A 23917-nucleotide genomic window follows, 5' to 3' on the forward strand; every position below is an offset into this window, starting at 1 on the left:
ACGACTGTGGCGGCATACTTATGACTTTAACTTCTTTAAATGCTATTTCTCCTATTGATGGACGCTACCTTAAAAAGACAAGTGCTTTAAGTCCTTATTTCAGCGAATTCGCTCTCATTTATTACCGTTTACTGGTAGAAATCCGTTGGTTAGAATCTCTCGGGGCGAATAAAGAGATCATTGAGGTAGAAGAGTTTGATAATGATGCTAAAGCTTATCTTGCAGAGCTACTCGTTAATTTTGATGAGGAAGAAGCGGAGAAAGTCAAGGCTTACGAGAAACAAACAAACCATGACGTCAAAGCAGTGGAATATTACCTTCGGGATAAGCTAAGTAAACATCAAATCCTAAGTAAGTATACTGCCTTCATTCATTTTGCGTGCACGTCTGAAGATATAAATAACGTGGCCTATGCCTTAATGGCGAAAGAAGCAATTGCTCAGGTTATACAACCTACGCTAGCAGAAATTATTGGCAGCATCATGCTCCTCGGTAAACAACACGCAGACATCGCCATGTTATCTAGGACTCATGGACAACCAGCTACACCTACAACCATGGGTAAAGAGTTAGTTAATTTTGTAGCTCGTTTAAAACGGCCGCAACAGCAGCTCGCGGAAGTATTAATTCCAGCAAAATTTAATGGTGCTGTCGGTAATTATAATGCGCATATTATCGCCTATCCTCACGTCGATTGGCGCAAGCATTGTGCCAATTTCGTTAACGCTCTGGGCCTCTCTTTTAGTGCCTACACCACGCAGATTGAGCCTCATGACGGGATTGCAGAAGTCTCACATATCATGATCCGGATCAATAATATTTTGCTTGATTATACCCGGGATATTTGGACTTACATTTCGCTTAATTACTTTAAGCAAAAAACTGTCGCTGAAGAAGTTGGCTCATCGACAATGCCGCACAAAGTAAACCCGATTGATTTCGAAAATGCAGAAGGTAATTTGGGCTTAGCCAATGCTCTTTTTAACCATTTTGCCAATAAGCTCACTCAATCCCGCTTACAACGTGATCTCTCCGATTCTACTGTATTGCGCAATCTAGGAGTTGCCTTTGCTTACACACTGATTGCTTATCAAGCCATTGCGAAAGGTAATGACAAACTAGAAATCAACAAACACGCTTTAGAAGAAGATCTGAATGAAAATTGGGAAGTCTTAGCCGAAGCAATTCAAACAGTGATGCGCCGCTTTGAAGTACCGGATGCATATGAACAATTAAAAGCCTTAACTCGAGGCCAAGGTATTGACAGCGAGAGTTTGAAAAATTTCATTAAGTCTCTAAAGATACCAGAAGAAATTAAAATTCAGCTCACGGGATTAACTCCGGAAAAATACACAGGTCTTGCTGCGCAATTAGTGAAAGCATTTTCATGAATACTAATTTATCACAGCAAGGCAAAACCCTGGAATTTGATGTCTTAGTACTAGGGACTGGGCTTGGCGGATTAAATTATTGCTTACAACTGCTAAAGTTACAGCCCAATCTAAAGATCGCTTTGGTCAGCAAAGCGGAAATGAGTGAATGCAACAGCCGTTATGCACAAGGCGGAATTGCAGCTGCGGTTTTACCCGAAGACTCACTCGAATCCCATATTGCTGATACCTTGCAAGCGGGCGATGGATTGTGTTATCAACCAGCAGTTGAATTCATTATTCGCCAGGGACCACAGATTATTGAGGATTTACTGTCTTATTCCATTCATTTTACCAAATCACCTAATGGTGAATATGCTTTGGCAAAAGAAGGGGGGCACTCGCACAGGCGAATTTTCAATAGTAGCGATCACACGGGTTTAACCATAACCGAAGCCTTACTTAAAGCCGTCAAGCAACAATCACAGATACACATTTTTGAACACCATATTGCGGTGAATTTGATTAGCCATTATCATCCCCACCGTACTGACAACCAAGGCGAAGTCCTTGGGGCTTATATTCTGGATTGTCAGCGTAACCGCATTGACACATTCGCCGCACGCTGTGTTGTACTTGCTACAGGCGGAGCAGGTAAAACCTACCGTTATACTACAAATCCTATGATTGCCACCGGTGATGGAGTAGCTATGGCCTATCGTGCAGGTGCTCGAGTAGGAAACATGGAATTCTATCAATTCCACCCCACTGTGCTGCATCATCACTCGTTAAATAACTTTTTAATCTCTGAAGCAGTTCGCGGTGAAGGTGCCTTGCTAAAAAATGCGGACACCGGTGAGCGTTTTATGAAACGCTACGCGCCTCAACAACTCGAGTTAGCCACACGTGATGTCGTTGCCCGTGCTATTTTCAGCGAGATTGAGCAAAGTCAGTCTGGGTTTGTGTACTTGGATATTACCCATCAATCCAAATCCTTTTTAAAAAAACATTTTCCCCACATCTATACTACCCTGTTCTCTATCGGCATTGATATGAGCCAAGATATGATTCCTGTAGTCCCTGCCGCCCATTATCAGTGCGGTGGTGTATTAACTGATGTGGACGGCCGCACGGACTTAAAACGGCTCTATGCTATAGGCGAGGTAGCCTTTACTGGCTTACACGGAGCAAACCGCTTGGCAAGCAACTCATTGCTTGAAGCATTGGTCATGGCAAGTAATGCAGCACGTAGCACACTCAAAGATATCGCAACACCAAGCAAAACTATTGAAATGATTCCAAATTGGAGTTCACCGGGGGAAGTCAATGCGAGAAGAGCTAGCCAAATTAATGCGCATTGGCGCGGTTTACGTGGTGAAATGACTTCTTACGCTGGCATCGTGCGTACTGAAGCTGGCTTGCAAGATCTACTACAATTGATTATGAAACGAAAGAAAATTATTGATGAGTATTATTGGAAACACTGTATCACCCGAGATTTTATTGAATTGCGCAATATTGTATTAAACGCTGAACTCATTGTAAGAGCGGCATTGTCACGAAGAGAGTCACGAGGTGGGCATTATCGCGAAGATTTTCCATTTAAAAATGACAGTCCACAGGAAAGCATTGCGCGTCTTAACTCACCGCAGAACCCATTTATTTAATGAGGCTGTAACCCATGTTCTATAGTAAAACGACCACTTATCAACCAGAAAAAACGCTCATGCAGATTCATAACGACATGAGTATTTGCCAAGCGGATTATCCTTTAGATTGGTACCAAGAGGATTTTATCCCCTATGCAGAAGAGTATCAGGCTTTACCTGATCGTAGGCTAACAACCGTCCTTGCCTGGATGAGTCCGTACATGAAAAAGGCAAAAGAGCATTTTGGTGATAAGCTGCTTTTACTCGCCCATTATTATATGGGAGGAGACATTGTAAGATTGGTTGAACAATTCGGCGGACAAATTGGTGATTCTTACCAATTAGCCTTAATGGCGGCAAATCATCCGGAAAAATCAATCATTATCGAATCTGCCGTCCACTTCATGGCAGAGTCCATTAGTATTTTGGCCAATAAAAATCAGCAGGTTTATATTACTAATCCTAAATCCGGCTGTACCATGGAAATGTTGGCAAAAGATTTTATGGTAGAACCCGCCTTCTTGGATCTGAACGAGCGTTATGGTGCTGAAAATATTTTGCCCGTTTGCTATATGAACACTTCAGGACGGGTTAAAGCCATGACTGGCGCTCAAGGTGGTGCGGTATGCACCAGCTCAAACGTCAAAAAAATCTTTGAATGGGCGAGAAAGCAAAATAAGAAAATTCTCTTTATTCCCGATCGCCACATGGGAGAAAACATTGCGTACTGGTTAGGAATTAAAAATCTCGCCTACTGGCCTGGCGGTACAGCAGGCGCACAATACTCCTTACCTGCCCAATCACAAGAAATTTTGTCGCAATTTGATAAAGCTGAATTAATTTTATTCTCAAGTGAATGTGCTGTTCATACGCATTATCAACCTGAAATGTGCGAATATTGGCATTCTCAAGGCTATACTACGATTGTCCATCCCGAATGTCGAAATACGGTGATTCGTGTGGCTCAGCATTCAGGTTCTACCGCCTTTATTTGGGATTATGTAGTTAACGATAAAGCAAATACTCAACATTATGCCATTGGCACCGAAAATCACATGGTAGAAAACCTGAAACAATATTGTAAACCCTTAGGAATTAAAGTGGTCAATCTCGCAGAGGCACCTAAAAAGAACCATGAAAAAGGAATGGGCTGTGGTTGTGCAACCATGTCACGCAATGATCCCCCCCACTTAGTTGCTTTAGTTGATCTTCTAAGACAAGGTAAGACTATGGCATACAACGAAGTAAAACCTGGTGATCTGGTGAACGAGTTTACTGGTTCCCGTCAACGGTTACAGGAAACGGAGCAACAATGGATTATTGATAATGCCAAAAAAGCCTTGGAAATGATGATTCTTATCACTGAAAATCGTTCATAATCGCTTTTTTCCTACATTTTTTATGCTAAAAAATAGATGCCTAGGTTATTAACAAAATGCTCGCAAATTGGCTGTTAATTTGTTATTCCTGCACAAATTTATAAGAATCTCTTCTCCAAATGGCTAAAGAAGTGTATAAAATGTGGTGTGTATAATCATTAATCTATAAATCCGTGCCTTAACGTCAACAAGGAAAGAAGGATGCTAAAACGCGATATTTCTCGGACAAATGTGTTGATCGCTGCAGCCGGCGGAATGATTGGTTCAGGTTGGTTATTCAGCCCTTTTATTAGTGCCCAAATGGCAGGTGCCAATGCCTTAGTGAGTTGGATTATTGCGTCAGTATTCATGTTATTTATTGCATTACCCCTCTGTGAACTCGGTGCAATGTTCCCAATTTCAGGTGGAATGACTAATTACCCAAGTTTCACTCATGGTAATGATGTCGGATTTTTATTTGCCTGGACATCATGGTTATCTTATGTGGTCATGACCCCCATAGAAATTCAAGCGATCTTGCAATATTCCAGTCATTTCTTTCCTAGCTTGGTATCTAAAGAAGCAGCTACTTTTACCCTTTCAGGCATTGGTTATGTCGTGGCAATGGGCATCATGCTTTTTGTGGTGTTATTAAATTCATATGGCATCAAAATGCTGGCTGAATGTAATAAAATTGCCAGTATCATTAAATTTTTAGTGCCCAGTATCGCGATTGTTTCCCTACTTTACACCGCCCCTTCAATGAGTAATATTCAGTTAAATTTAACCAGCAAGGAAGCGTGGGTGCAAATATTTACAGCCCTCTCTGCGGGTGGTGTTGCGTTTGCTTTTACCGGCTTTCAAAATGGCTTAATGCTCGCTGGCGAGGTACAAAATCCGCAGCGCAATATCCCAATAGCAATTCTAGGTGCTGTGCTTATTGGTTTTGTCTTGTATTTTATGCTGCAGCTCAGTTTTCTGGCGGCCATTCCCCAATCTTATTTAAGCCAGGGCTGGCAAAATTTAAGCTTCCCAGGTGAAAGTGGCCCCTTGGTCGGACTAACCTTATTACTTGGTTTAGGCGTAGTCGCTATGTTGCTAATGTTTGATGCAGCTTTCTCACCCTTTGGCACCACTCTAGTCTACACTGCTGCAACATCACGAATCCTTTATGGCATGAGCTTAAACAATCACTTACCCAAATTATTCACTAAACTAAATCGTCACAAAATTCCTTACATTACTCTTTATGCCAATCTTTTTGTAGGTATGTTATCTTTCTTGCCCTTCCCAGGATGGCAAAAGATGGTCGCCTTTCTCTCTTCCTGCAGTATCTTATCCTATGGCATTGGTCCCATTTGTTTGTTAGCAATGCGCAAGTTACAACCCCATCGCGAAAGGCCTTTTAAACTTTCAGCCAGCCTCTTCTTTTGCCATGCTGCATTTTATGCTTGCAATCTGATGCTATATTGGTGTGGTTTTGATATTTTATGGAAATTGGATTTAGCATTATTAGTTGGGTTTGTTATTAATCTCAGCTACCAAAAACGCAGCATCACTCATTGTAGTCCAAGCTTGTATTGGTTTGCCTTTTATATGATCAGCATGTTAATCATCTCTTACCTGGGTGCCTTTGGCGGTATTCACCGCTTAGAGTTCCCAATAGATATTATAATTATTTTACCTCTCAGTATTATCGTACTTCATTTTTCTCAGTATGTACTTGTTGACAGCAAAGCACATGAGGAGCTGACTTCGAGCATGGTTTTGAGTGAAGCAACAGAGGGCTAGAATATTGTGCTTCATTAGACCCTTCATGCCGCAGTAGAGTACTGCAGAATGTAGGGTCGCTCTACTGCGAACCCAAAATCCTGCGGAACGTTAAATTAATCCGGGGCTCATCAATACCTTTCATTTTGGGTAGGGCATGTTTCCAATAATGTTGGGTTTCACCCTGCATTACTAAGACGGAGCCATGGCCAAGTGAAATCTGTAAAACAGTTTTCTGCTTTTTATGACGCAGGCAAAATTGCCTTACAGCCCCTAAGCTGACTGATGCGATAGCAGGATTTTCTCCAAGCTCCGGTTCATTATCTGCATGCCATCCCATACTATCTTGCCCATTTCGATATAAATTCGCCAATACCGAATTAAACTGGATACCAAGGCGCTCTTGTAAAACTGTTTTAATTTCTAGCAGATGATCAGTCCATTTTTGGGGCTCATGCCTAACCCCTGAATAATGGTAAATCGCCTCTTCATCTCCATACCATGATATTAATCTAGGTACGCTAACCCGTTTACCTAAAATTGCGATAGTCTCTTCTTGCCAAGAAATACGCTGTAAAAGCGTCTGAAAATAGAAGTCGGCTTCATTCTTAGAAAAAAAATGAGGAAGGTATTCGAGCGAAAGGTTCTCGCTGCAAACAATTAATCTTTCTCTTTTTGGCAAACTTGGACTCCTGAAAACTGAACATAAATTGTAGGAGATATAAATGTTATGATCTGCCTAACTTTCCAGACTTCCCTTTTCGAGAATTAGTCCATGGGAACAGCTAAAAAGCAGTTTGAACGAATCTATTCATCCAAACTGCTATCACGGGTATTGTGTATTATTTACGGAAAGGATTTTTATCTTGGAATCGATTTGGTATTGATTCCGATCCTATTATTTTACTTTCAGTAGAACTTGTGGTTCCTTGTGGCATATTCAGTTTAGGTTCCGGCATTTTATTTGCCGAAAAATTCATTTTTGGGTCTATCATGGAAGCACTTGCCTTTGGCATGGGCATTTTTTCCTCAGGCATTACCTTTTTCTCGGGAATAGTCGCCTTCTGTCCCTGACTATTTATATTTTTTGTAAAAAGAGTTTTTTTAGGCTCCGCAGCTGCTTTAGTGGATGGCCTCTTTGCCGAAGTGGATTTTTTCTTTTCAGGTACAGACAGCTTGCGCACGCTTTCAGCTGTATTTTTATCCGCCTGTGCTTGTTTTGTCCCTGCTGTACTCATTTTTTTCGCTGAGAGCTTTGTCTTAGGTTTTGAAGCGGTGGTTTTGCTTTCAGCTTTCGTGCTAGCCTTGGTTGTAGCAACCTTTGTTTTGGTTTGAGATTTTTGACTTAAGTCCTTCGTTGATTTTGCCCGTGAGGCTTTTTTTTCTGTGGGTTTCCTGCGGCTAGCCGGTGCTTTTTTCTCACCTTCAATATTAATTTTTATTTGCCTAGACGGGAGGCCTGCATTTTCTGTCATTTCTCTTGATAATGATAAGAAAGCATTCTCAAAAATCTGAAATGATTGCTGCATGTAATTAAGCATATTGTGACTATTCTCCATTGCAAGAGCGAGATGTCTGCTTATCATTTCTCCTGGTAGATGTAAATTTGATAATTCTTCTGGCCTTAGATACCTTAAATTTTTTAATGTATTGACATGTAGTTCTAACATTGCACGAAATGGTTTCTGCATTTCATTTGTCATCATCGTCCAATTTTTTAAATAGTCCTGATTCATAATTATCTCCATATTGTTGCATTGCACTATCTGAGCCTAGCTGATTAATCGAAATTTTGCGAATTTTAATGAATTTTTACTCCGCTATACTGAATTGGCAGTCCTTCAGGGAGCCAGCACAAACAAAGCCGCCTAAGCTATAAATCCAATTATAATCCTCTCGGGCAGGAATCATCACTCTTACCTGCCACCAAATTGAATAAAGTCCAGTGGAAGTTTGATAAGTACACGCAACCCCTTGCCCCATACCAGCCACCAAAATGTTAGCCCGTACAAACTTCGTATTTTCATCAATTTGCGGGCGGTTAGGAGAGTAAGGATTAACTTCCCAAGGCTTAGGCGGTTGTCCCCATTTGAGTGAGGTTGATTTTGGATCAGGACAAGTTTTCATTTCAGCATAGGTTACTAAGCTGAGTAAGCAAAGTATCATACTTATCCCAATTTTTTGATTCATTACTATCTCAGTTTGAAGAGGCTATCTTGTCTGCCAAATGATATCATTTTTAACCAAATGAAAGTTATACACAAGCATAGTAAATAATTTTTCTTTTCCCATTGTTTCGCTACTTAACTTTGTTATAATGGCCGCCTGTGCCGGGGTGGCGGAATTGGTAGACGCGCCGGATTCAAAATCCGGTGGTGGTGACACCGTGTGGGTTCGAGTCCCACCCTCGGTACCAAACAGGCAAGCTATTTCAAATAGCTCTAAAAATCCTTAATAAAATCTATTTACCTGTTTCGTATAGGGCGATAAGGTTCTCTAACGAACCTGCCTCCAGCTTCCTTACCAACTGTTGGGGTTAATCTAATCTCCAATTTTCCAGATTTTAATCCCTCTAACTCCTCAGTCGAAAAGCTCTTAACTTGTTCTTCGAATTGAGAAACTAACTTTTTAATAAAATCTTCATGTTTCATAGCCCGCCTCATAATAAGAAAAGAGTGCAAAATTAGTATAGTACATTCTATTCTGCTGAGTCGTTAAGGTTAATAATCAAAGTCGTGATTCCAAAGTTCCTTAATCAAGAAAAGAATCAATAGAATTTCCAACACGATTTTTACCTGGATCTTTAATTTTCTCTAATAAATTTGCATTGAGACCAATTAATGTGCTATTTTGCAGAAAAAATACCATTAGCTTAGAAAACGAATGAACTGCCATTTGAAAATCAAACAGATTAAGACCAAAACAATTTCTTCACAAAGAGATTTATCTGTTTGCGGCGTTCCTTTTTCTACCTTCCAATCAATTACCCTTCTTGTGCTTGTGATTATCTGCCTTTGTTTCCCCTTGAAGAGGATGTTTCTTTGATACGCACCCCTTCAAGGGGAGCTGGTGCTTAGCAAATCAAAGATTATCCTGTTAACTTCAAGATCGGAGAACACCTATGGGCAAATATAGCATAAATAGGATCCTACCTTACTCGGGTCAATTTTTCGTATTACCATCCAAATCACTATCGGTTTGTACAAGACATTTTAAATTATCAGAAAATCTTCCTATGCTCGGCCAATTACTAAGAGTAAATTTAGCTGGCAAAACAGCTTCGCCAAAAGCAAAACTTGAAATTGAACAGGAAATAATAAAGAAAAATAAAAATAGTTTGCTTATTTGGACAACACCTACTCAACGCTTAAAAAGCGACTATGATGATTGTATCTATCCAGGCCATAATTTTTCATCCGTGACTGACGATAACGGTGAAACGGCCTGCTCCATGAGTAAACGACCTGATACCACATCGATGATTGGAGAGCGCAAGCGGATCCCTGATCCACGCTTTAAAAATCAATGCCGTACAACACGATTGTTTTCTCCACGCTATCCCTCAGTTCAAGAAGAATTAATACAGTGGCTAAAACGTGCTGCCGCTGCTCCCGAATACCCTCTTTTTGTTCATGTTCTTCCTTTGCATCCGCCCTTAGAAGTAAATCTTGCTTCATACAGAAGTAATGTTGAACTTTTGCGAAGCTTACAGGAGCCTTACAGTTTGTTTAGCTTTCTCCACCCTTGTGGCGATCGCTATATTCGCGCAGGTAATTGTAATGCAGCAACTGAACAATCAATTTTTGGCGCCAACTCCGCTTCCATTCAGGATCTATCCTGTCAGGAGGCAGCAATGAAAATAGTGACGAGGCTTTTAAAAACGCAGCATGATTACTTAAATGCTGCCGATGATTTAGGGTTAACCCAAGGGATTGAACCCTCAACCATTTCAGAGGATCTTTATCAATCCTCTTTTACTTGCTGAGATAGGATATATTGGGTGGAAAAATTGGCTAATTACCACCCAATCTTCCAAATTCGACTGGTGTTTTAACATAAAATAGATTTGCATTTTCTTCACGAAGGAATTGAAGCAATTTATTCGTTTCCTCCTCTGTAACGATCATGCTCACTTCAACAGGTTGATCTAAAAGCTCAAAAAAATGCGCACTATGAACTTTGCGATGCTCTCCGAATCCCATCGTGCCAAAAAAAGCTGTCGCTCCAGCGATTCCGCGCTCCCGTGCAACCTCTATCAGCCACTCGTAAAGAGGTGTTTTTCCATGGCGTTCATTTTGTTCCATAAAAAATTTTAATTGATACCCTTTTTCCACTTTCAGACCCTCCTTGCCCCAAAAATTAAATTTCTTTGCATAATTAATTGGTAAAATTATGCGAAAAATCAAATTTACTGCAAAACTTTGACGCTCTGGCTCCCCTCACTTCCTTCAATAAATTGCCTATCATTTATTTGGGTATGGTTTCGAATCATCACAAGGAAAGGGATGAAACCTAATGCCAATAGAAAAGACAGTTGATACAAGCCAACCCACCCGACTTGCATTTGTAACATTGCAGCAACAGGGCCTGAAAAAATCCGAGGCAAAGCTGAGATTGCAACCAAGAGTGAAAATTGGGTTGCAGTATAAGGTTGCTTCGTAAGCCTCATAAAGAACGCCACTAAAGCAGTCGAACCCATTCCTGCTGCGAAGTTGTCGCAAATAACTGCAATCGCAAATAAAGATAAACTTTTTCCTACTATGGCAAGAACAATAAATAAGAGATTGGTTAAGGCCTGCAAAAGACCAAAAACAAATAACGCACGAAATAATGACCAACGAATGAGTAGAATTCCGGCAACTAACCCACCTAACAAGATAGAACTAATCCCCATCATTTTATTGACATAGCCAATAGTATCAATTGAAAAGCCTACACCCTGAATTAGAAACGGCATTACAATGCCGCTGGTTGTGGCGGTAAATGCTTCGCCTAACTTGTAAAATAGGACAAAAAACAGTAGAGGTATTATTCCGCGTCGCGCAAAAAGTTCCTTCACTGGAGCGATGAACAACTCGACAAAACTACCCGACTGATTATCTTCATATCGAGATGGTTCACTGCTCAATAGTGTAGCTACAATTCCCACTAGCATTAGAACGCCCATCAGGCGGTAAGTGTAAGCCCAACCAAGATGTTTCGCCACAACGAGCGCAAACCCTCCTGCAATGAGCAAAGCTAAACGATAACCAAATGTTGCTAAAGAGGCCCCTAAACCATGCTCTTTAGTAGGTAAATATTCCACTCGGTGTGCATCAATGGCTACGTCTTGGGTTGCTGAAAAGCAGGCACAAGCAAAAGCGAGAATTGCCATTAATTCTGGGGATTTATTCGGCGATAACCATGCCATGCAATTAAAGCCTAACAGTAATGCAAATTGCATCACAAGCATCCAGCTTCGCCGTTTACCCAAAGGAAGAATAGAGTACCGATCGAGTATTGGGCCCCAGGCAATACGATACACATAAGGCATACCTACCAAACTTAACATGCCAGTAGCTAAAACGGACATACCGGCATCTGCGAACCAAGCTTGTAAAGTACTGCTTGTAAGCGCTAAAGGAAGCCCTGAAGAAAAGCCCAGCAAAAAAACAATCAATAGGCGTTTGTTCATGCTTGGAAATACTCGAGAATTTAAATTGGTATTTATCCCAGCCTCCTGAGCGACTGGGATAAAACGCATTTTACGCGTCAGATTTCTTCACTGAAATCAGATGAATTTTGAAAATTAAAGTTTCATTAGGTCCAATTGGGCCGCCAACGCTACGTGGGCCATAAGCCAGATTGGAAGGGATATACACTTCCCAAGTAGAACCTGCTGGCATTAATTGCAGTGCTTCAGTCCAACCTGGAATAACTTGAGAAACTTTAAAGGTTGCAGGTTTGCCTGTCTTTTCAGTACTGTCGAAAACCTGACCGTCAATCAGCTTGCCGGTGTATTCCACAGTAACGACGTCATCCTTGGTCGGTTTAGCACCATCGCCTCGTTCAAGGATTTTATACTGCAAACCGCTAGGTAAACTAACAACACCTTCTTTTGATTTATTTTCGTTAAGGAAAGCTTCTCCTTTCGACTTATTCTCTTCAGCTTTCTTATTGAATTCTGCGCTGCGTTTCATCATTAGATCTTTTTGAAACTTATTTAGCACATCCTTCATCTGGTCGTCGGTCAGCAACAATTGGCCGCCGCTCATTCCATCTTGTAAACCTTTTGCCATAGCAGCAGGACTAATTTCTATTCCCTGCTTTTTAAAATTCTTACCCAAATCAGCACCAATGCTGTATGAGAGCTTTTCTGTGTCTGTAGTCAATGATGTTCCTGGTGCAGAAGTTGTCGCATCAGTTGTAGCGGTTGCAGCTATTGTCGTTGACATTGCCAAACCCATGGCAGCTGCAGCGACCAATCTCATCTTCATAAACAATCCCCTTTTGTCTTTTCAGAATAGAACTTTGCGAAAATGCTCCACCATTCTGCCTAAATTTGAGTAAAATTACCAGTAAGGTAAACTTAATTTAATAGGAAACTTTAATGTTGCCTGTTGTTAATCGATTGTTTTCCTTCTAAACTTGACATTATTTAATCATAGAGTTTTTGTACCATGAGTATCAGTGTGTTCGACTTATTTTCCATCGGTATCGGCCCATCGAGTTCGCATACAGTTGGTCCTATGCTTGCAGCCAATGCGTTTTTGGATCTGCTTGAGAAAAAGGAATATTTTGAGAAAGTAGCTCGAATTAAAATTGAACTTTATGGATCCCTAGCTTTAACAGGTAAAGGACATGGTACCGACAAAGCCATCTTAAATGGTTTGGAGGGTAAATCGCCTGAGACCGTTGCGCCTGAAAGTATGGTTCCTCGCATGCAGGAAATTATTTCTTCTTGCACCCTTAACCTGTCAGGGAAAAAAATCATTCCTTTCCATGAACAGAATGATTTTTTACTTTATCAGAAGGAATTATTACCAAAACACAGCAACGGCATGCGATTTTTGGCTTATGATAACGCAGGTGCAATTCAAATCAGTCAAGTTTATTATTCGATCGGCGGTGGTTTTATTACGACAGAAGAGGAATTTGACAAACCTTCGACAACGCTCGCTCCGCCGCCCTACCCGTTTTCTACTGCCCGGGAGTTGATGAGGCTATGCCAGGAGAATCGCCTGACTATTGCGGAACTAATGATGACAAATGAGCTAACCTGGCGCGATAAAACAGCTATTCAGCAAGGCATTCTCACCATAGCAAAAGTCATGACCGAATGCATCGAAAATGGTTGCAAACACCCAGGTATTTTACCTGGAGGATTAAATTTAAAACGGCGCGCACCTGATTTGTATAAAAAGTTAATTGAGCATAAAGGGGTGACTAGCATTTTTGAACAGTCAGACATTATGAATCGACTTAACCTGTACGCTATGGCAGTGAACGAAGAAAATGCGGCTGGAGGAAGAATTGTAACTGCACCCACCAATGGCGCGGCAGGTATTATTCCAGCGGTTCTTAAGTATTGCCAAGAAGCACATGATAGACTCAATGATGAAGATATCTACACCTACTTCTTGACCGCTGCAGCTATCGGTATTCTCTATAAAGTGGGTGCATCTATTTCGGGTGCCGAAGTTGGTTGCCAAGGCGAAGTGGGGGTCGCTTCCTCAATGGCGGCTGCTGGCCTAACAGCTGTTTTGGGTGGAACAATTGCACAAATAGAAAATGCGGCTGAAATTGCTATGGAACACCACCTTGGGATGACCTGCGATCCTGTTTTAGGTTTGGTGCAAATTCCCTGCATAGAACGTAATGCAATGGGCTCAGTTAAAGCAGTTAATGCTTCAAGAATGGCACTTATTGGAGATGGTCAACATCAAATTTCATTGGACAAAGTGATAAAGACCATGAAAAAAACAGGTGAAGACATGCAAAGCATCTATAAAGAAACCTCCCTGGGAGGCTTGGCAGTAAATCTTCCTGAATGCTAGGGGTGATTATTTACAAAAAGGTCGGGTAGGCCGTTATGCTACCCAACCCACTCTGAACAAGCGTTATGCTAAGCGCGTAATCACCACCCTATTTTCCACCCCACCAAATTTGGCCCTCTTCGCGCAATTTATGCTCATTGAATGAATACAACTATTACGCTCTCATTAACAACGTCCTTTTTTCCATGACAAGCACATTGAACAACAACAAACCCACAATCACCAACCAGGCTCCCGTAAGCATTTCCACAAACGCTTGCAAAGGACTTTTGCCTAGATACCCCATGATCATCACAGCCAAAGCAGCGGTAGACATATTGATAAAACTCATCATTGAAGAACAGCTTGCTTTATCTGCTAAAGCGTTAGAGGCAATGAATGATCCACCTGCAAACAGTAACCCCCCAAAAAGATACAACACGGATGTATTAATGAAAAACCAAGCTGGGGAAGTGGAATTGGAATACATCATGATTAAAATACTAGTAATACCTAATGCACAACCACTTAACCCAACTCTAACAACTTGAACAGCAATAAATCGATTTAACAGAACCTTAGCCCATAACCCTCCAAGCAGCATGCCCATCATATTGAGTAAATTCCAATACCCGTATTTCGCAGCAGAGATATGTAACACCTCATTAGCAATTTGAGGACCTGCTGCAGAAAAGCAATAACCAATTATTGAACAAAAACCTACCACCAAAGCATATAGAACTAAAATTCTAGAAGAAAGAGCTTGCTTGTAAGTATGTATGATATCTTTGAAATGAATGGGCTGTTGCTCTTCTAAGGTTTCATTAAAAACCTGTGTGCCCCAAAGCATCAACAAACCGTGAACAAGTAAAAATAGAAAACAATAAGTCCAATTCCAATATTCAGCTATCAATCCGCCGATGGTGACAGCCATACCGATTCCAATTGTAAACGACAAGATGGTGTAAGACATGGCTGTTTTTCGTTGATTTTCAACCAGCCATTCATTAATCAGCATGAAAGTACATGACAGACCACTCGCTGCACCCAAAGCACTGACTAAACGCCCAATGATAATTAACCAATAAGCACTTAAGGCCAAACCGAGTAAACAAAGCAAAATTCCAATTAAATTAATGCATAAACCAATACGCAAGGCATAAACCCTGCCCCAACGATTTGCAATTGGCCCATAAATTAATTGGCCAATAACATAGCCAATAAGAAAAGATGAAACCATCCATTCGACTTGCCCCATACCTAAACCAAATTGTATTTGAATAAATGGTAAGGCTGGAGTCACAATAGCCGCCGAGAAAGAAGCGATAGAAATATAGCTTAGCAACCATGCAATTCGGAGATTTGAAATCATAATCTGTCTCTTTTTTAACCATGGCCTTTAGTATAATAATTAACAGAGGACTAATAAATGTAGGAATTGGTTAATTTCTTTTAACTAAAAGTTAATAAACTATGTTAAGGTAAAAGCTCTTCATCCTCCAACTTCCCGATAGCCCTTTTCTTGGTATGATCTGCCGCTAACATCACATACATTCCAGGGACAACGAATAAGGTAAAAAGAGTCCCTATCGAAATACCTGTTGCGATCACAAGACCAATATTAAATCGACTTTCAGCTCCAGCCCCAGTAGCGAGAATGAGGGGAATAACCCCAAGAACCATCGCCGCTGTTGTCATTAAAATTGGACGCAAACGAATCGCTGCAGCTTGTTGAACAGCCTCTCGTTTCCTTTTCCCACTGAGTTGCAGTTCATTCGCAAATTCAACGATAAGAATACCGTGCTTACTGATTAAACCTATTAAGGTTACCAAGCCGACTTCACTATAAATATTCAGTGTTGCATGGCCAACACCAAGGCTGACAAAAATCATTGCTCCACATACTGACATCGGCACACTGATGAGAACAATTAATGGATCGCGGAAGCTTTCGAACAAAGCTGCCAGTGATAAGAAAATAATCAGCAAGGCAAAGAAAAACGTGAGCACTAAACTTGATCCTTCCTGTATAAATTGTCGAGATTGTGCAGCGTAATCAACATAATAGCCCTGTGGTAATACTGTTTTTGCAATCGTTGCAAAAGTAGTTAAGGCTTGATCCATGGATATACCAGGAAGGGCAACTGCCGAAATAGTTACTGAATTAAGTTGCTGAAAATGGTTTAAGGATTCAGGAACCACCTCCCTTTTCAAATCCGCAACAGTTGAGAGGGGTATAGAGGAGCCGTCAGCCGTTCTGATGTAGTAATTGAGTATCTGCTCAGGATTTAAGCGCGTACTACGCTTGACTTGAGGAATGACCTGATAAGAACGCCCTGCATAATCAAAATAATTAATATATCCTTCGCTAAGCGCGGAACCAAAAAGATTTCCGATATCCTGCATAGTTAACCCGAATTGGGCCACTCGATCACGGTCAATCATCACTTTAGTTTGAATTTGATCAATTTTAAGATCAGGATCAATGTAAGCATAAATCCCAGCAGCACGAGCCTTTGTTAGAATTGTCTCAAGCACTTTATTTAAATTTTCGAACGTTTCTGTTGTCGTAACGACAAATTGAATAGGTAGGCCGCTTCCTCCACCAGGTAGAGAAGGCAATTGGAAAGCGGCAATTTTAGCACCCGCAATTTGATCAAGTTGCTTTTGAATGATCGGCTGAAGCTCATTCGTTGTACGTGTTCGCTGATCCCATGGCTTCAGAACCATACCCACAATGGATTTATTCAGCCCACCATTACCATCCACTTGGAAGGTATGATCAGTTTCAGGATATTTTCTAAACAGGTCATTCACTTGTTTTGAATAAAGTTTGGTTTGGGCCAACGACGCGTTTGCTGCGGCAGTAATTTGCGCGATAATGATCCCTTGATCTTCTTGCGGTGCAAGTTCAGAGTCTGAAGTAATAAATAGGAAATAGTTACTCAACAAAATGATGATAGCGAAAACAGCAATAACTGGAAGATAATTTAATGACTTAGCTAATGCCATATCATAACCATGCTCCAATTTTCTAAATAACCGATCAACTTTAGCCATAATGCGGCCTCTAGCCCCTTCCTTCCCTGCTTTAAGAAATTTTTCACACATCACCGGAGAAAGCGTAAGGGCAATCACGGCCGAGACTGTAACGGCACCAGCTAGGGTAAAAGCAAATTCGGTAAATAACGCACCTGTTAGTCCGCCCATGAAACCAATAGGAGCATATACTGCAATAAGCACCACAGTGATCGCCATGATAGGATTAGCTAATTCTCTAGCACCTAGAATGGCTGCTTTGAACTTCGTCTGCCCTTCCTCAATGTGGCGTTGCACATTTTCCACCACAATAATTGCATCATCAACTACCAGCCCGATAGCGAGTACTAACGCCAAAAGCGTTAATAAATTGATTGAATACCCTAGTGCCAACATGATAAAAAATGTACCAATTATAGACAGTGGAATCGCTACAAGAGGTATAATTACCGAACGTATGGAACCTAAAAAAATAAAAATAACCAATGTGACAATGATAAACGCTTCCATCAAAGAGCTAATTACCTCGTGGATGGAAGAATCAACGAAGAGACTGGCATCGTAGGTTATGTTTGAGCTTAAGCCTTGTGGCAATTGTGCTTTGATAACAGGATATATTTTCTTAATGTCGCTGATGACCGTCAGAAGATTCGCAGATGGTGCTACGGTAATACCGATATAGACAGCGGTGCGGCCATCAAAACCGACAGACTGGTTATAGTTTTGCGCACCAAGCTCGATATTCGCAACATCTTCTAAGCGAATGATCGCACCATTTTGTGCTTTGATCACCATTTTTTTGAATTGATTAACATCAGTTAAATTAGTATTCGCTGAGAAATTTTGAATAAACATTTGCCCATCTGTGCGCCCTACTGCAGAAATAAAATCATTATTCGCAAGAGCCGCTCCAATTTCTGCAGCTGAGATACCAAACCCAGCAAGTTTTACAGGATCCAGCCAGGCTCTTAGGGCGAAAGTCTGATTTCCTAAAATTTGCGCATTTTGTACTCCGTTTACGGCTTGCAATTTAGGCTGTACCACACGAATCAAATAGTCAGTAATTTTATTGATAGGCAGTTCATCACTATAAAATCCGATGTACATTGAATTAATTGTTTGCCCCACAGAAACAGTAATAACAGGAAGCTGGGAATTCGCTGGTAACTGATTAAGAACAGCATTGACCTTGGTAGTAATATCCGATAACGCTTTCAGTGGATCATAGTTTAAAAGGAGATTAATGGTAATTGTACTAGTGCCCTGCGTGCTGGTTGAAGTCATATAGTCAATACCGCCAGCTTGAGCGATTGAATTCTCTAAAGGTGTGGTAATGAAACCTGCAACGACGGCGGGATCGGCACCCGTATAAGTCGTAGTCACAGTAACAATTGCGTTCTCAGTAAACGGGTATTGCATGACCGGCAACAGATTAATCGAGCGCAAGCCTAAGACTAAAATCAACAGACTCACCACCGTTGCTAGTACTGGCCGCCTAATAAAAATATCCGTAAACTGCATCTGCCACGGTCCCTTCTTAAGTTTAAATCACAGGCTATTTTTCAAATAACAACAAACATCATTGCTGCATCCAGCGATACTGAGGGTTTTTACTTTTCAGTTATCTTAGGCGCAGCCTGATTACTTGGTTGTATCGTATTATTTATCTTGATACGGCTACCATTTTTAAGTTTCAATTGCCCACTCGTGACGACAATATCGCCCAGTTTTAGTCCTTTCAGAATAGCAATTTGATCCCCTCTTGTTTCCCCTACTTCAACAAAAACTTGTTGGACAAAAAGGATGGGCTGGTTATTGCTATCATTTTTTCCACTGTTCTTAACCACGTAAACAATATCCCCATAGGGGTTAAAACTAACTGCCGATTGTGGCAGAGTCAGATAAGTTCTCGGCATTTCAGTATCTATTTCACCATTGACAAACATACCTGGCTTCAATTCATAATCGGGATTAGGAATAGTCGCCTCCAAGAGTACGTTCCTTGTGTTTGTATCAACTACCGGCTGGATCGTTGTTATTTTTCCCCTGAATGTCCGCGTTGGAAATGTATCCGTCACAACTGTAACAATCTGTCCTATTTTTAATCTAGCCAAGACTTGTTGTGGGACATAAAAATCAGCATAAATAGGATCGAGCGATTGTAATGTGGTGACAGTATCCCCCACATTTAGATATTGTCCAGGATTAATATTATTAACACCTAATTGGCCTGAAAAGGGAGCTCGAATCGTTTTTTTCTCTGTTGTAGCCGTTTGCTCTTCGACCTGAGCTTGTAAATTTTTTAGAGTCCATAAATCAGTATCAACGGTTTGTTTGCTGACTGCACGTGCCTCATATTGAGCCATATCACGTAAATAGGTAATCTTTGCTAACTCAACTTGGGCTTGTAAAGAATGTAGCTGCCCCAGCTCTGTCCCCGCATTTAACTGCACTAACACTGCCCCTTTTTCAACCCTGGAACCAGGCGTAAAATAAATGGTTTGCACCATGCCAGCGAGTTCAGTCGTGACATTAACGCCAACGCGCGCACGAGTACTGCCAACCGCCTTTAATTTGGGTTGCCATAGCGATGACTCTACCCTCATCGTCGAAACTGTTGCTGCAGGCTCTTGCATGGAGGCCAAATATTTTTTGGTCATTGCTGATTTAAATGTTTTCCAACCAAAAATTAAGCCAAACAAAAGACCTACGCAAACTAGCATGATGATCATTTGTTTTTTCAATAAAATCTCACTCCTAAAAGGCAAAATAAATTTATATAAAAACCCCTCAACCCAAGTAGATCCTTTCGTCAGAAATAATCATTAAATCATAAACACTCTTTAACACACCAGGGCTTATGCCACCATCCTCCGCCCAGTGCCTGAAACAAAGCAGCCGTATCCGCAAAGCGCGTGGCCTGGGCTTGGATTCGGCTAATTCGGGTTTGCAGGTACTGTTGCTGCGCATTGAGCAAATTAATATAACTTGTACCCCCTAAGCGATATTGTGCCATGGTTAGATTAAGTGATTGACGAGCCGATTCCTCAGCTAACGCCTGAGCTTGCAAGGCTCGCGCATCTGTTTCAAGCGCACGCAAAACGTCTGCAACATTTTGAAATGCTTGAAGCACCGTTTTTCGGTATTGAGCATCAGCTTGTTGGTAGGCTGCGATTGCAGCTCGGCGCTGAGCCAATAACGCGCCGCCATGAAATAGAGGCTGGGTAACTTGTCCCATAATACTCCAGATATTGTTTTGTGCCGAAAACAAATTGGACAAGGAAGAACTTATCCATCCATAGTAACCGGTGATATCCAACTTTGGAAATAAATTGGCTGTCGCAACCCCAATTTCAGCACAAGCAGAATGAAGTAGAGCTTCTGCAGCACGAACATCAGGCCGCTGACGCACAAGTAACGATGGTAAACTTACAGGTAAGTTAACTGGCAATCTTAACTGATCAAGATCAACTGTTGGCAAAGACTCCTCAGGAAAAGAACCCACGAGTACAGCAAGCGCATGTTTATTTTGCGATAAATTTTTTTCCAAAGGAGGTAACGTTGCTTTCGTTTGTTCCAATAATGTTTTTTGGGTTGCTACATTAGCCTGAGAAACACCTCCCAGTTGGTATTGCTTTCTCAAAATATTGAGTAAGGTTTGTTGTTCGCTAATAAGCTGCTTAGTAACCTCAATCTGTGCTTTATATGAGGCAATGGTAATTGAAGTGGTGACAATATTAGAGGTAAGTGTAAGATAAGCAGCAATCACTTCGAACTGTTGATTATCGACTTTTGCTCGCAATGATTCGATTTCCCGTCTAGCTCCGCCAAACAAGTCCACGGTGTAGGATAAATTAATCGAGGCGTTAAAAAGATTATAAGTAAATGCTCTATTTCCTCCTACGTCACCAATATTAACTGTTGAATAACGTTGCCTTTGGGCAAATCCTGATGCATCAAAAGCAGGCCAAAGCGTATTACCAATCTGGACATTTAAATTTTCTTTGGCTTGACGAAGGGCAGCCATGGCTGAAGACAAATCCGGGCTATTCGCTAATCCTTTACGTATGAGTGCATTGATGGCCGGAGAATGAAATAATTCCCACCATAATTCAGGAATGTCTTTTCCAGTAATAAATTTTTGCGTAGGGCCACCAGGTACTGGGGCATCGGCTGTCTTTGCCGGGATAGGTGTTTCTGTGTAGCGTTTGACCCTGAATCCGCCAGGCGTACGAAAATTAGGCCCGACCATACAGGCGGACAGAAAAACTGAGAGTAAAAAGATCGCAATTATTATTCTTATTTGAGCCCAACCCACTTGGTACATTCCTTTGCAAAAACGATAAGTGATTCTTGTATCAAGTTAATCTAATTAGGATAACCGAGGCGAGATAATCTTTCATTAACTATTTAAAATTACCAGGAAAATTCAAGCGGTTTCATCTAAAACTCAATTTTTATAGCGAGTTGGATTAACAAATAAATGGTAAGCGTTTAAAACCCCTTCATCGTAAAAACAATCAGCAATGGCATAACCGATTACCGCTGCTAGAAGCGAATTAACGTACAGCAACGGGATAGAATCACGCTGCCATGGCGGGATATGCCACTCTTGAAATAATTTTTTCAACTGCTTAGTTTGGCCGTGCCAGTTGAATAATTCCCCCCCTGTGCGAAATCGAACCTCAACCTTAGCCTGTTCCGGTAATACTAAGCCTTTGTCCCGCTGTTCAGCGTAAATCTTGCCTAGACCCTCTATAGTAAGAGGCTTAGGGAAAGAAGGCCACATTCTAGCCTGAAAGACAATTTTGGGCTCATGTTTTATAAGATAAAGCGTTTGCTGATAGCGTCTTACACAAGCATCTTTCCAAGCCACTAGGGGATTGGCATCTTCTTTTGCTTGAATCACTTCTTTAATCACGCGATTAAAAATTAATGTGCTTGGTAATTTAACTTGGTTACATTTAAACCATACACGCAATACATTGCTAAGGCGAGCCTGACTTAAAGCATGGAGGGATGCAACAGGCAGTGTCATTGAAGACTCATTAAGTGATGGGCAGTCAATTCGAGCTAAATCATCCAAATTGGCTTTGGCTTGTTGACAATGCTGGGTCGTCCGTCCAAGATTAGTCTCAATTGCTGGCCAACGTTGTTGCAAAACGGGTAACACTTGATGTCTTAGAAAATTTCTTGTGTAAGATACATCCAAGTTACTTTCGTCATCTACCCATTTTAATTGATGAAATTGGGCATAATCCTCTAAACTTTGACGAGAGTAATGCAGAAAAGGCCTAAGCAGTTCACCTTGAGCAAATTGCTTTATAGGTGCCATGGCAGCTAATCCATCAATTCCTGCACCGCGGAAAAGTTGTAGAAGCAAGGTCTCAGCTTGATCATTTAAATGATGGCCTAAAACTAAAGCATCATTCTCGTTAAGTAAGCGGGCAAAAGCCTTGTATCTAGCTTTCCTTGCTTCTTCCTCGATATTCGCTTGTCGAGTAAATTCGACTTGCTCAATTACCAAAGGGATTTTGTAGCCGCTGCAAAATTTCTCACAATGTTTTTGCCAAGTGAGCGCGTTGGGACTGAGCCCATGGTTAATGTGTACTGCAGTTAATTTATTAGTTAATGAACAATGACTAATCAAATTGTGCAGCAAGACAGTGGAATCAAGTCCACCGCTATAGCCAATGTATAATCTACGATATCGGTCTAGTTTTTTAAGCCAATCCGTATCTAGAAGGGATCTAGTCACAAGCACCCATAGCCATAAATTTGTTGTATCGTTGTTGTAACAGTTCGTTTACTGGAATATTTTTTAACGCGTTTAATTCATTGATTAATATATTTTTGAGACGAGAAGTCATATCCACAACATTACGATGGGCTCCCCCTAAAGGCTCCTCTACTACCTCATCAATTAAGCCTGCTTCAAGAATTTTATCTGCTGTAATTCCCATGGCTCGGGCCGCTTCGCTTGCTTTTGCCGCATCCTTCCACAAAATGGAAGCACAACCTTCTGGCGAAATCACTGAATAAATTCCATACTGCAACATCAATACCCTATCTCCAACGCCAATTGCCAAAGCACCACCTGATCCGGCTTCACCCGTGACTGTACAGATGATAGGCGTTTTTAGTTTGGCCATTTCAAGCAAATTTCTAGCGATGGCTTCAGATTGGTTACGTTCCTCTGCACCAATCCCGGGATAAGCTCCTGCTGTATCAATAAAGGTGAAAATAGGTAGCTTGAATTTTTCAGCCATTTTCATTAAACGCAATGCTTTTCGATATTCTTCAGGACGGGCCATCCCGAAATTGCGGTATACTTTTTCTTTCGTGCGTTTACCTTTCTGGTGCCCTAAAATCATAACCGGCTCACCATTTAATCGCCCAAGCCCACCAATGATAGCAGGCGCGCTTGAATAATGCCTATCACCGTGCAGCTCTTGAAAATCGGTGAAAATATTTTCAATGTAGTCGGTTGTTTGTGGGCGGAGGGGATGCCTTGCCATTTGCGCAACCTGCCAAGGCTCCAAATTGGCAAATATATTTGCGGTTAATTCTTGGCATTTGGTTTCCAGACGTGCAATTTCCTCGGTTAAATTCACTTCATTATCACTGCCCACCATCCGCAGTGCTTGAATTTTCTGATTTAATTCCTCAATAGGCTGTTCAAAATCCAAAAATTGTCGGCTCATTCACTTACTCGT

General features: G+C 41.2%; 19 protein-coding genes and 1 tRNA gene. 7 read left to right on the forward strand and 13 right to left on the reverse strand.

Features of this window, described 5'->3' with window-relative positions:
* The first annotated feature begins 20 nt into the window (after positions 1-20).
* The 4 genes from purB (at position 21) to LMI_RS09725 (ending at position 6168) form a co-directional block, all read left to right on the forward strand.
* The gene (gene purB, locus LMI_RS09710) at positions 21-1391 is read left to right on the forward strand and encodes an adenylosuccinate lyase (RefSeq protein ID WP_045099626.1); all 1371 of its coding nucleotides are present in this window, start codon (positions 21-23) and stop codon (positions 1389-1391) included.
* Complete coding sequence (gene nadB, locus LMI_RS09715) at positions 1388-3037, forward strand: L-aspartate oxidase (protein WP_045099627.1); 1650 nt, start codon at positions 1388-1390, stop codon at positions 3035-3037. Before purB ends, nadB begins: the two co-directional genes overlap by 4 nt.
* A gap of 14 nt (positions 3038-3051) precedes the next feature.
* The gene (gene nadA / locus LMI_RS09720; protein WP_045099628.1) at positions 3052-4398 is read left to right on the forward strand and encodes a quinolinate synthase NadA; all 1347 of its coding nucleotides are present in this window, start codon (positions 3052-3054) and stop codon (positions 4396-4398) included.
* 201 nt (positions 4399-4599) lie between these two features.
* Positions 4600-6168, forward strand: coding sequence for an APC family permease (locus LMI_RS09725; protein ID WP_045099629.1), 1569 nt, complete (start codon positions 4600-4602; stop codon positions 6166-6168).
* Between the two features lie 61 nt (positions 6169-6229).
* Here the strand turns inward: LMI_RS09725 and LMI_RS09730 are convergent, their stop codons facing one another.
* The 3 genes from LMI_RS09730 to LMI_RS09740 form a co-directional block, all read right to left on the reverse strand.
* Positions 6230-6829 (reverse strand): alpha-ketoglutarate-dependent dioxygenase AlkB family protein, encoded by a 600-nt coding sequence (locus LMI_RS09730; protein ID WP_045099630.1) that lies wholly within the window; start codon positions 6827-6829, stop codon positions 6230-6232.
* A gap of 160 nt (positions 6830-6989) precedes the next feature.
* Positions 6990-7883 (reverse strand): hypothetical protein, encoded by an 894-nt coding sequence (locus tag LMI_RS15515; protein ID WP_064102998.1) that lies wholly within the window; start codon positions 7881-7883, stop codon positions 6990-6992.
* Positions 7884-7959: 76 nt separating this feature from the next.
* Positions 7960-8337, reverse strand: coding sequence for a DUF3757 domain-containing protein (locus LMI_RS09740; RefSeq protein WP_045099631.1), 378 nt, complete (start codon positions 8335-8337; stop codon positions 7960-7962).
* Between the two features lie 139 nt (positions 8338-8476).
* Between LMI_RS09740 and LMI_RS09745 the strand changes: the two genes are divergently transcribed.
* Positions 8477-8563: transfer RNA gene (locus LMI_RS09745), tRNA-Leu, on the forward strand.
* Positions 8564-8612: 49 nt separating this feature from the next.
* Here LMI_RS09745 and LMI_RS09750 read toward each other — a convergent pair.
* Positions 8613-8798, reverse strand: coding sequence for a hypothetical protein (locus LMI_RS09750; RefSeq protein WP_045099632.1), 186 nt, complete (start codon positions 8796-8798; stop codon positions 8613-8615).
* Between the two features lie 584 nt (positions 8799-9382).
* On the opposite strand from LMI_RS09750, the gene LMI_RS09755 reads away from it, so the two are divergent.
* Positions 9383-10132 carry a hypothetical protein gene (locus LMI_RS09755; RefSeq protein WP_143001004.1) on the forward strand — a complete coding sequence of 250 codons (750 nt, stop codon included), beginning with the start codon at positions 9383-9385 and terminating at the stop codon, positions 10130-10132.
* Between the two features lie 28 nt (positions 10133-10160).
* Here LMI_RS09755 and LMI_RS09760 read toward each other — a convergent pair whose 3' ends face one another.
* The 3 genes from LMI_RS09760 to bamJ all read right to left on the reverse strand — a co-directional run bounded on the left by LMI_RS09760 (position 10161) and on the right by bamJ (position 12623).
* Positions 10161-10481, reverse strand: coding sequence for a DUF190 domain-containing protein (locus LMI_RS09760; RefSeq protein WP_197540458.1), 321 nt, complete (start codon positions 10479-10481; stop codon positions 10161-10163).
* A 74-nt stretch (positions 10482-10555) separates the two neighbouring features.
* Entirely contained in the window at positions 10556-11821 is a 1266-nt protein-coding gene (locus tag LMI_RS09765; RefSeq protein WP_045100694.1) for an AmpG family muropeptide MFS transporter, read from the reverse strand.
* 70 nt (positions 11822-11891) lie between these two features.
* Entirely contained in the window at positions 11892-12623 is a 732-nt protein-coding gene (bamJ, locus tag LMI_RS09770) for a BamJ family beta-barrel-assembly machinery protein (protein WP_045099634.1), read from the reverse strand.
* A 183-nt stretch (positions 12624-12806) separates the two neighbouring features.
* Between bamJ and LMI_RS09775 the strand changes: the two genes are divergently transcribed.
* Positions 12807-14183 (forward strand): L-serine ammonia-lyase, encoded by a 1377-nt coding sequence (locus LMI_RS09775; protein WP_045099635.1) that lies wholly within the window; start codon positions 12807-12809, stop codon positions 14181-14183.
* Between the two features lie 154 nt (positions 14184-14337).
* On the opposite strand, the gene LMI_RS09780 is transcribed toward LMI_RS09775, so the two are convergent.
* From LMI_RS09780 to LMI_RS09805, 6 genes are all read right to left on the reverse strand, one after another.
* Positions 14338-15534, reverse strand: coding sequence for an MFS transporter (locus LMI_RS09780; RefSeq protein WP_045099636.1), 1197 nt, complete (start codon positions 15532-15534; stop codon positions 14338-14340).
* 104 nt (positions 15535-15638) lie between these two features.
* Positions 15639-18722: an efflux RND transporter permease subunit gene (locus LMI_RS09785; RefSeq protein ID WP_045099637.1), complete on the reverse strand. Its 3084-nt coding sequence runs from the start codon at positions 18720-18722 to the stop codon at positions 15639-15641.
* A gap of 89 nt (positions 18723-18811) precedes the next feature.
* Positions 18812-19933, reverse strand: a complete 1122-nt coding sequence (locus LMI_RS09790; RefSeq protein WP_045099638.1) for an efflux RND transporter periplasmic adaptor subunit — start codon at positions 19931-19933, stop codon at positions 18812-18814.
* Between the two features lie 98 nt (positions 19934-20031).
* The gene (locus LMI_RS09795; protein WP_432416316.1) at positions 20032-21519 is read right to left on the reverse strand and encodes an efflux transporter outer membrane subunit; all 1488 of its coding nucleotides are present in this window, start codon (positions 21517-21519) and stop codon (positions 20032-20034) included.
* A gap of 132 nt (positions 21520-21651) precedes the next feature.
* Entirely contained in the window at positions 21652-22959 is a 1308-nt protein-coding gene (tilS, locus tag LMI_RS09800; RefSeq protein WP_045099640.1) for a tRNA lysidine(34) synthetase TilS, read from the reverse strand.
* Complete coding sequence (locus LMI_RS09805) at positions 22952-23905, reverse strand: acetyl-CoA carboxylase carboxyltransferase subunit alpha (RefSeq protein ID WP_045099641.1); 954 nt, start codon at positions 23903-23905, stop codon at positions 22952-22954. The genes tilS and LMI_RS09805 overlap by 8 nt, the downstream gene beginning before the upstream one ends.
* Positions 23906-23917: the final 12 nt, after the last annotated feature.

Origin of the sequence: Legionella micdadei (assembly GCF_000953635.1) — a bacterium.
Classification (GTDB): domain Bacteria; phylum Pseudomonadota; class Gammaproteobacteria; order Legionellales; family Legionellaceae; genus Tatlockia; species Tatlockia micdadei.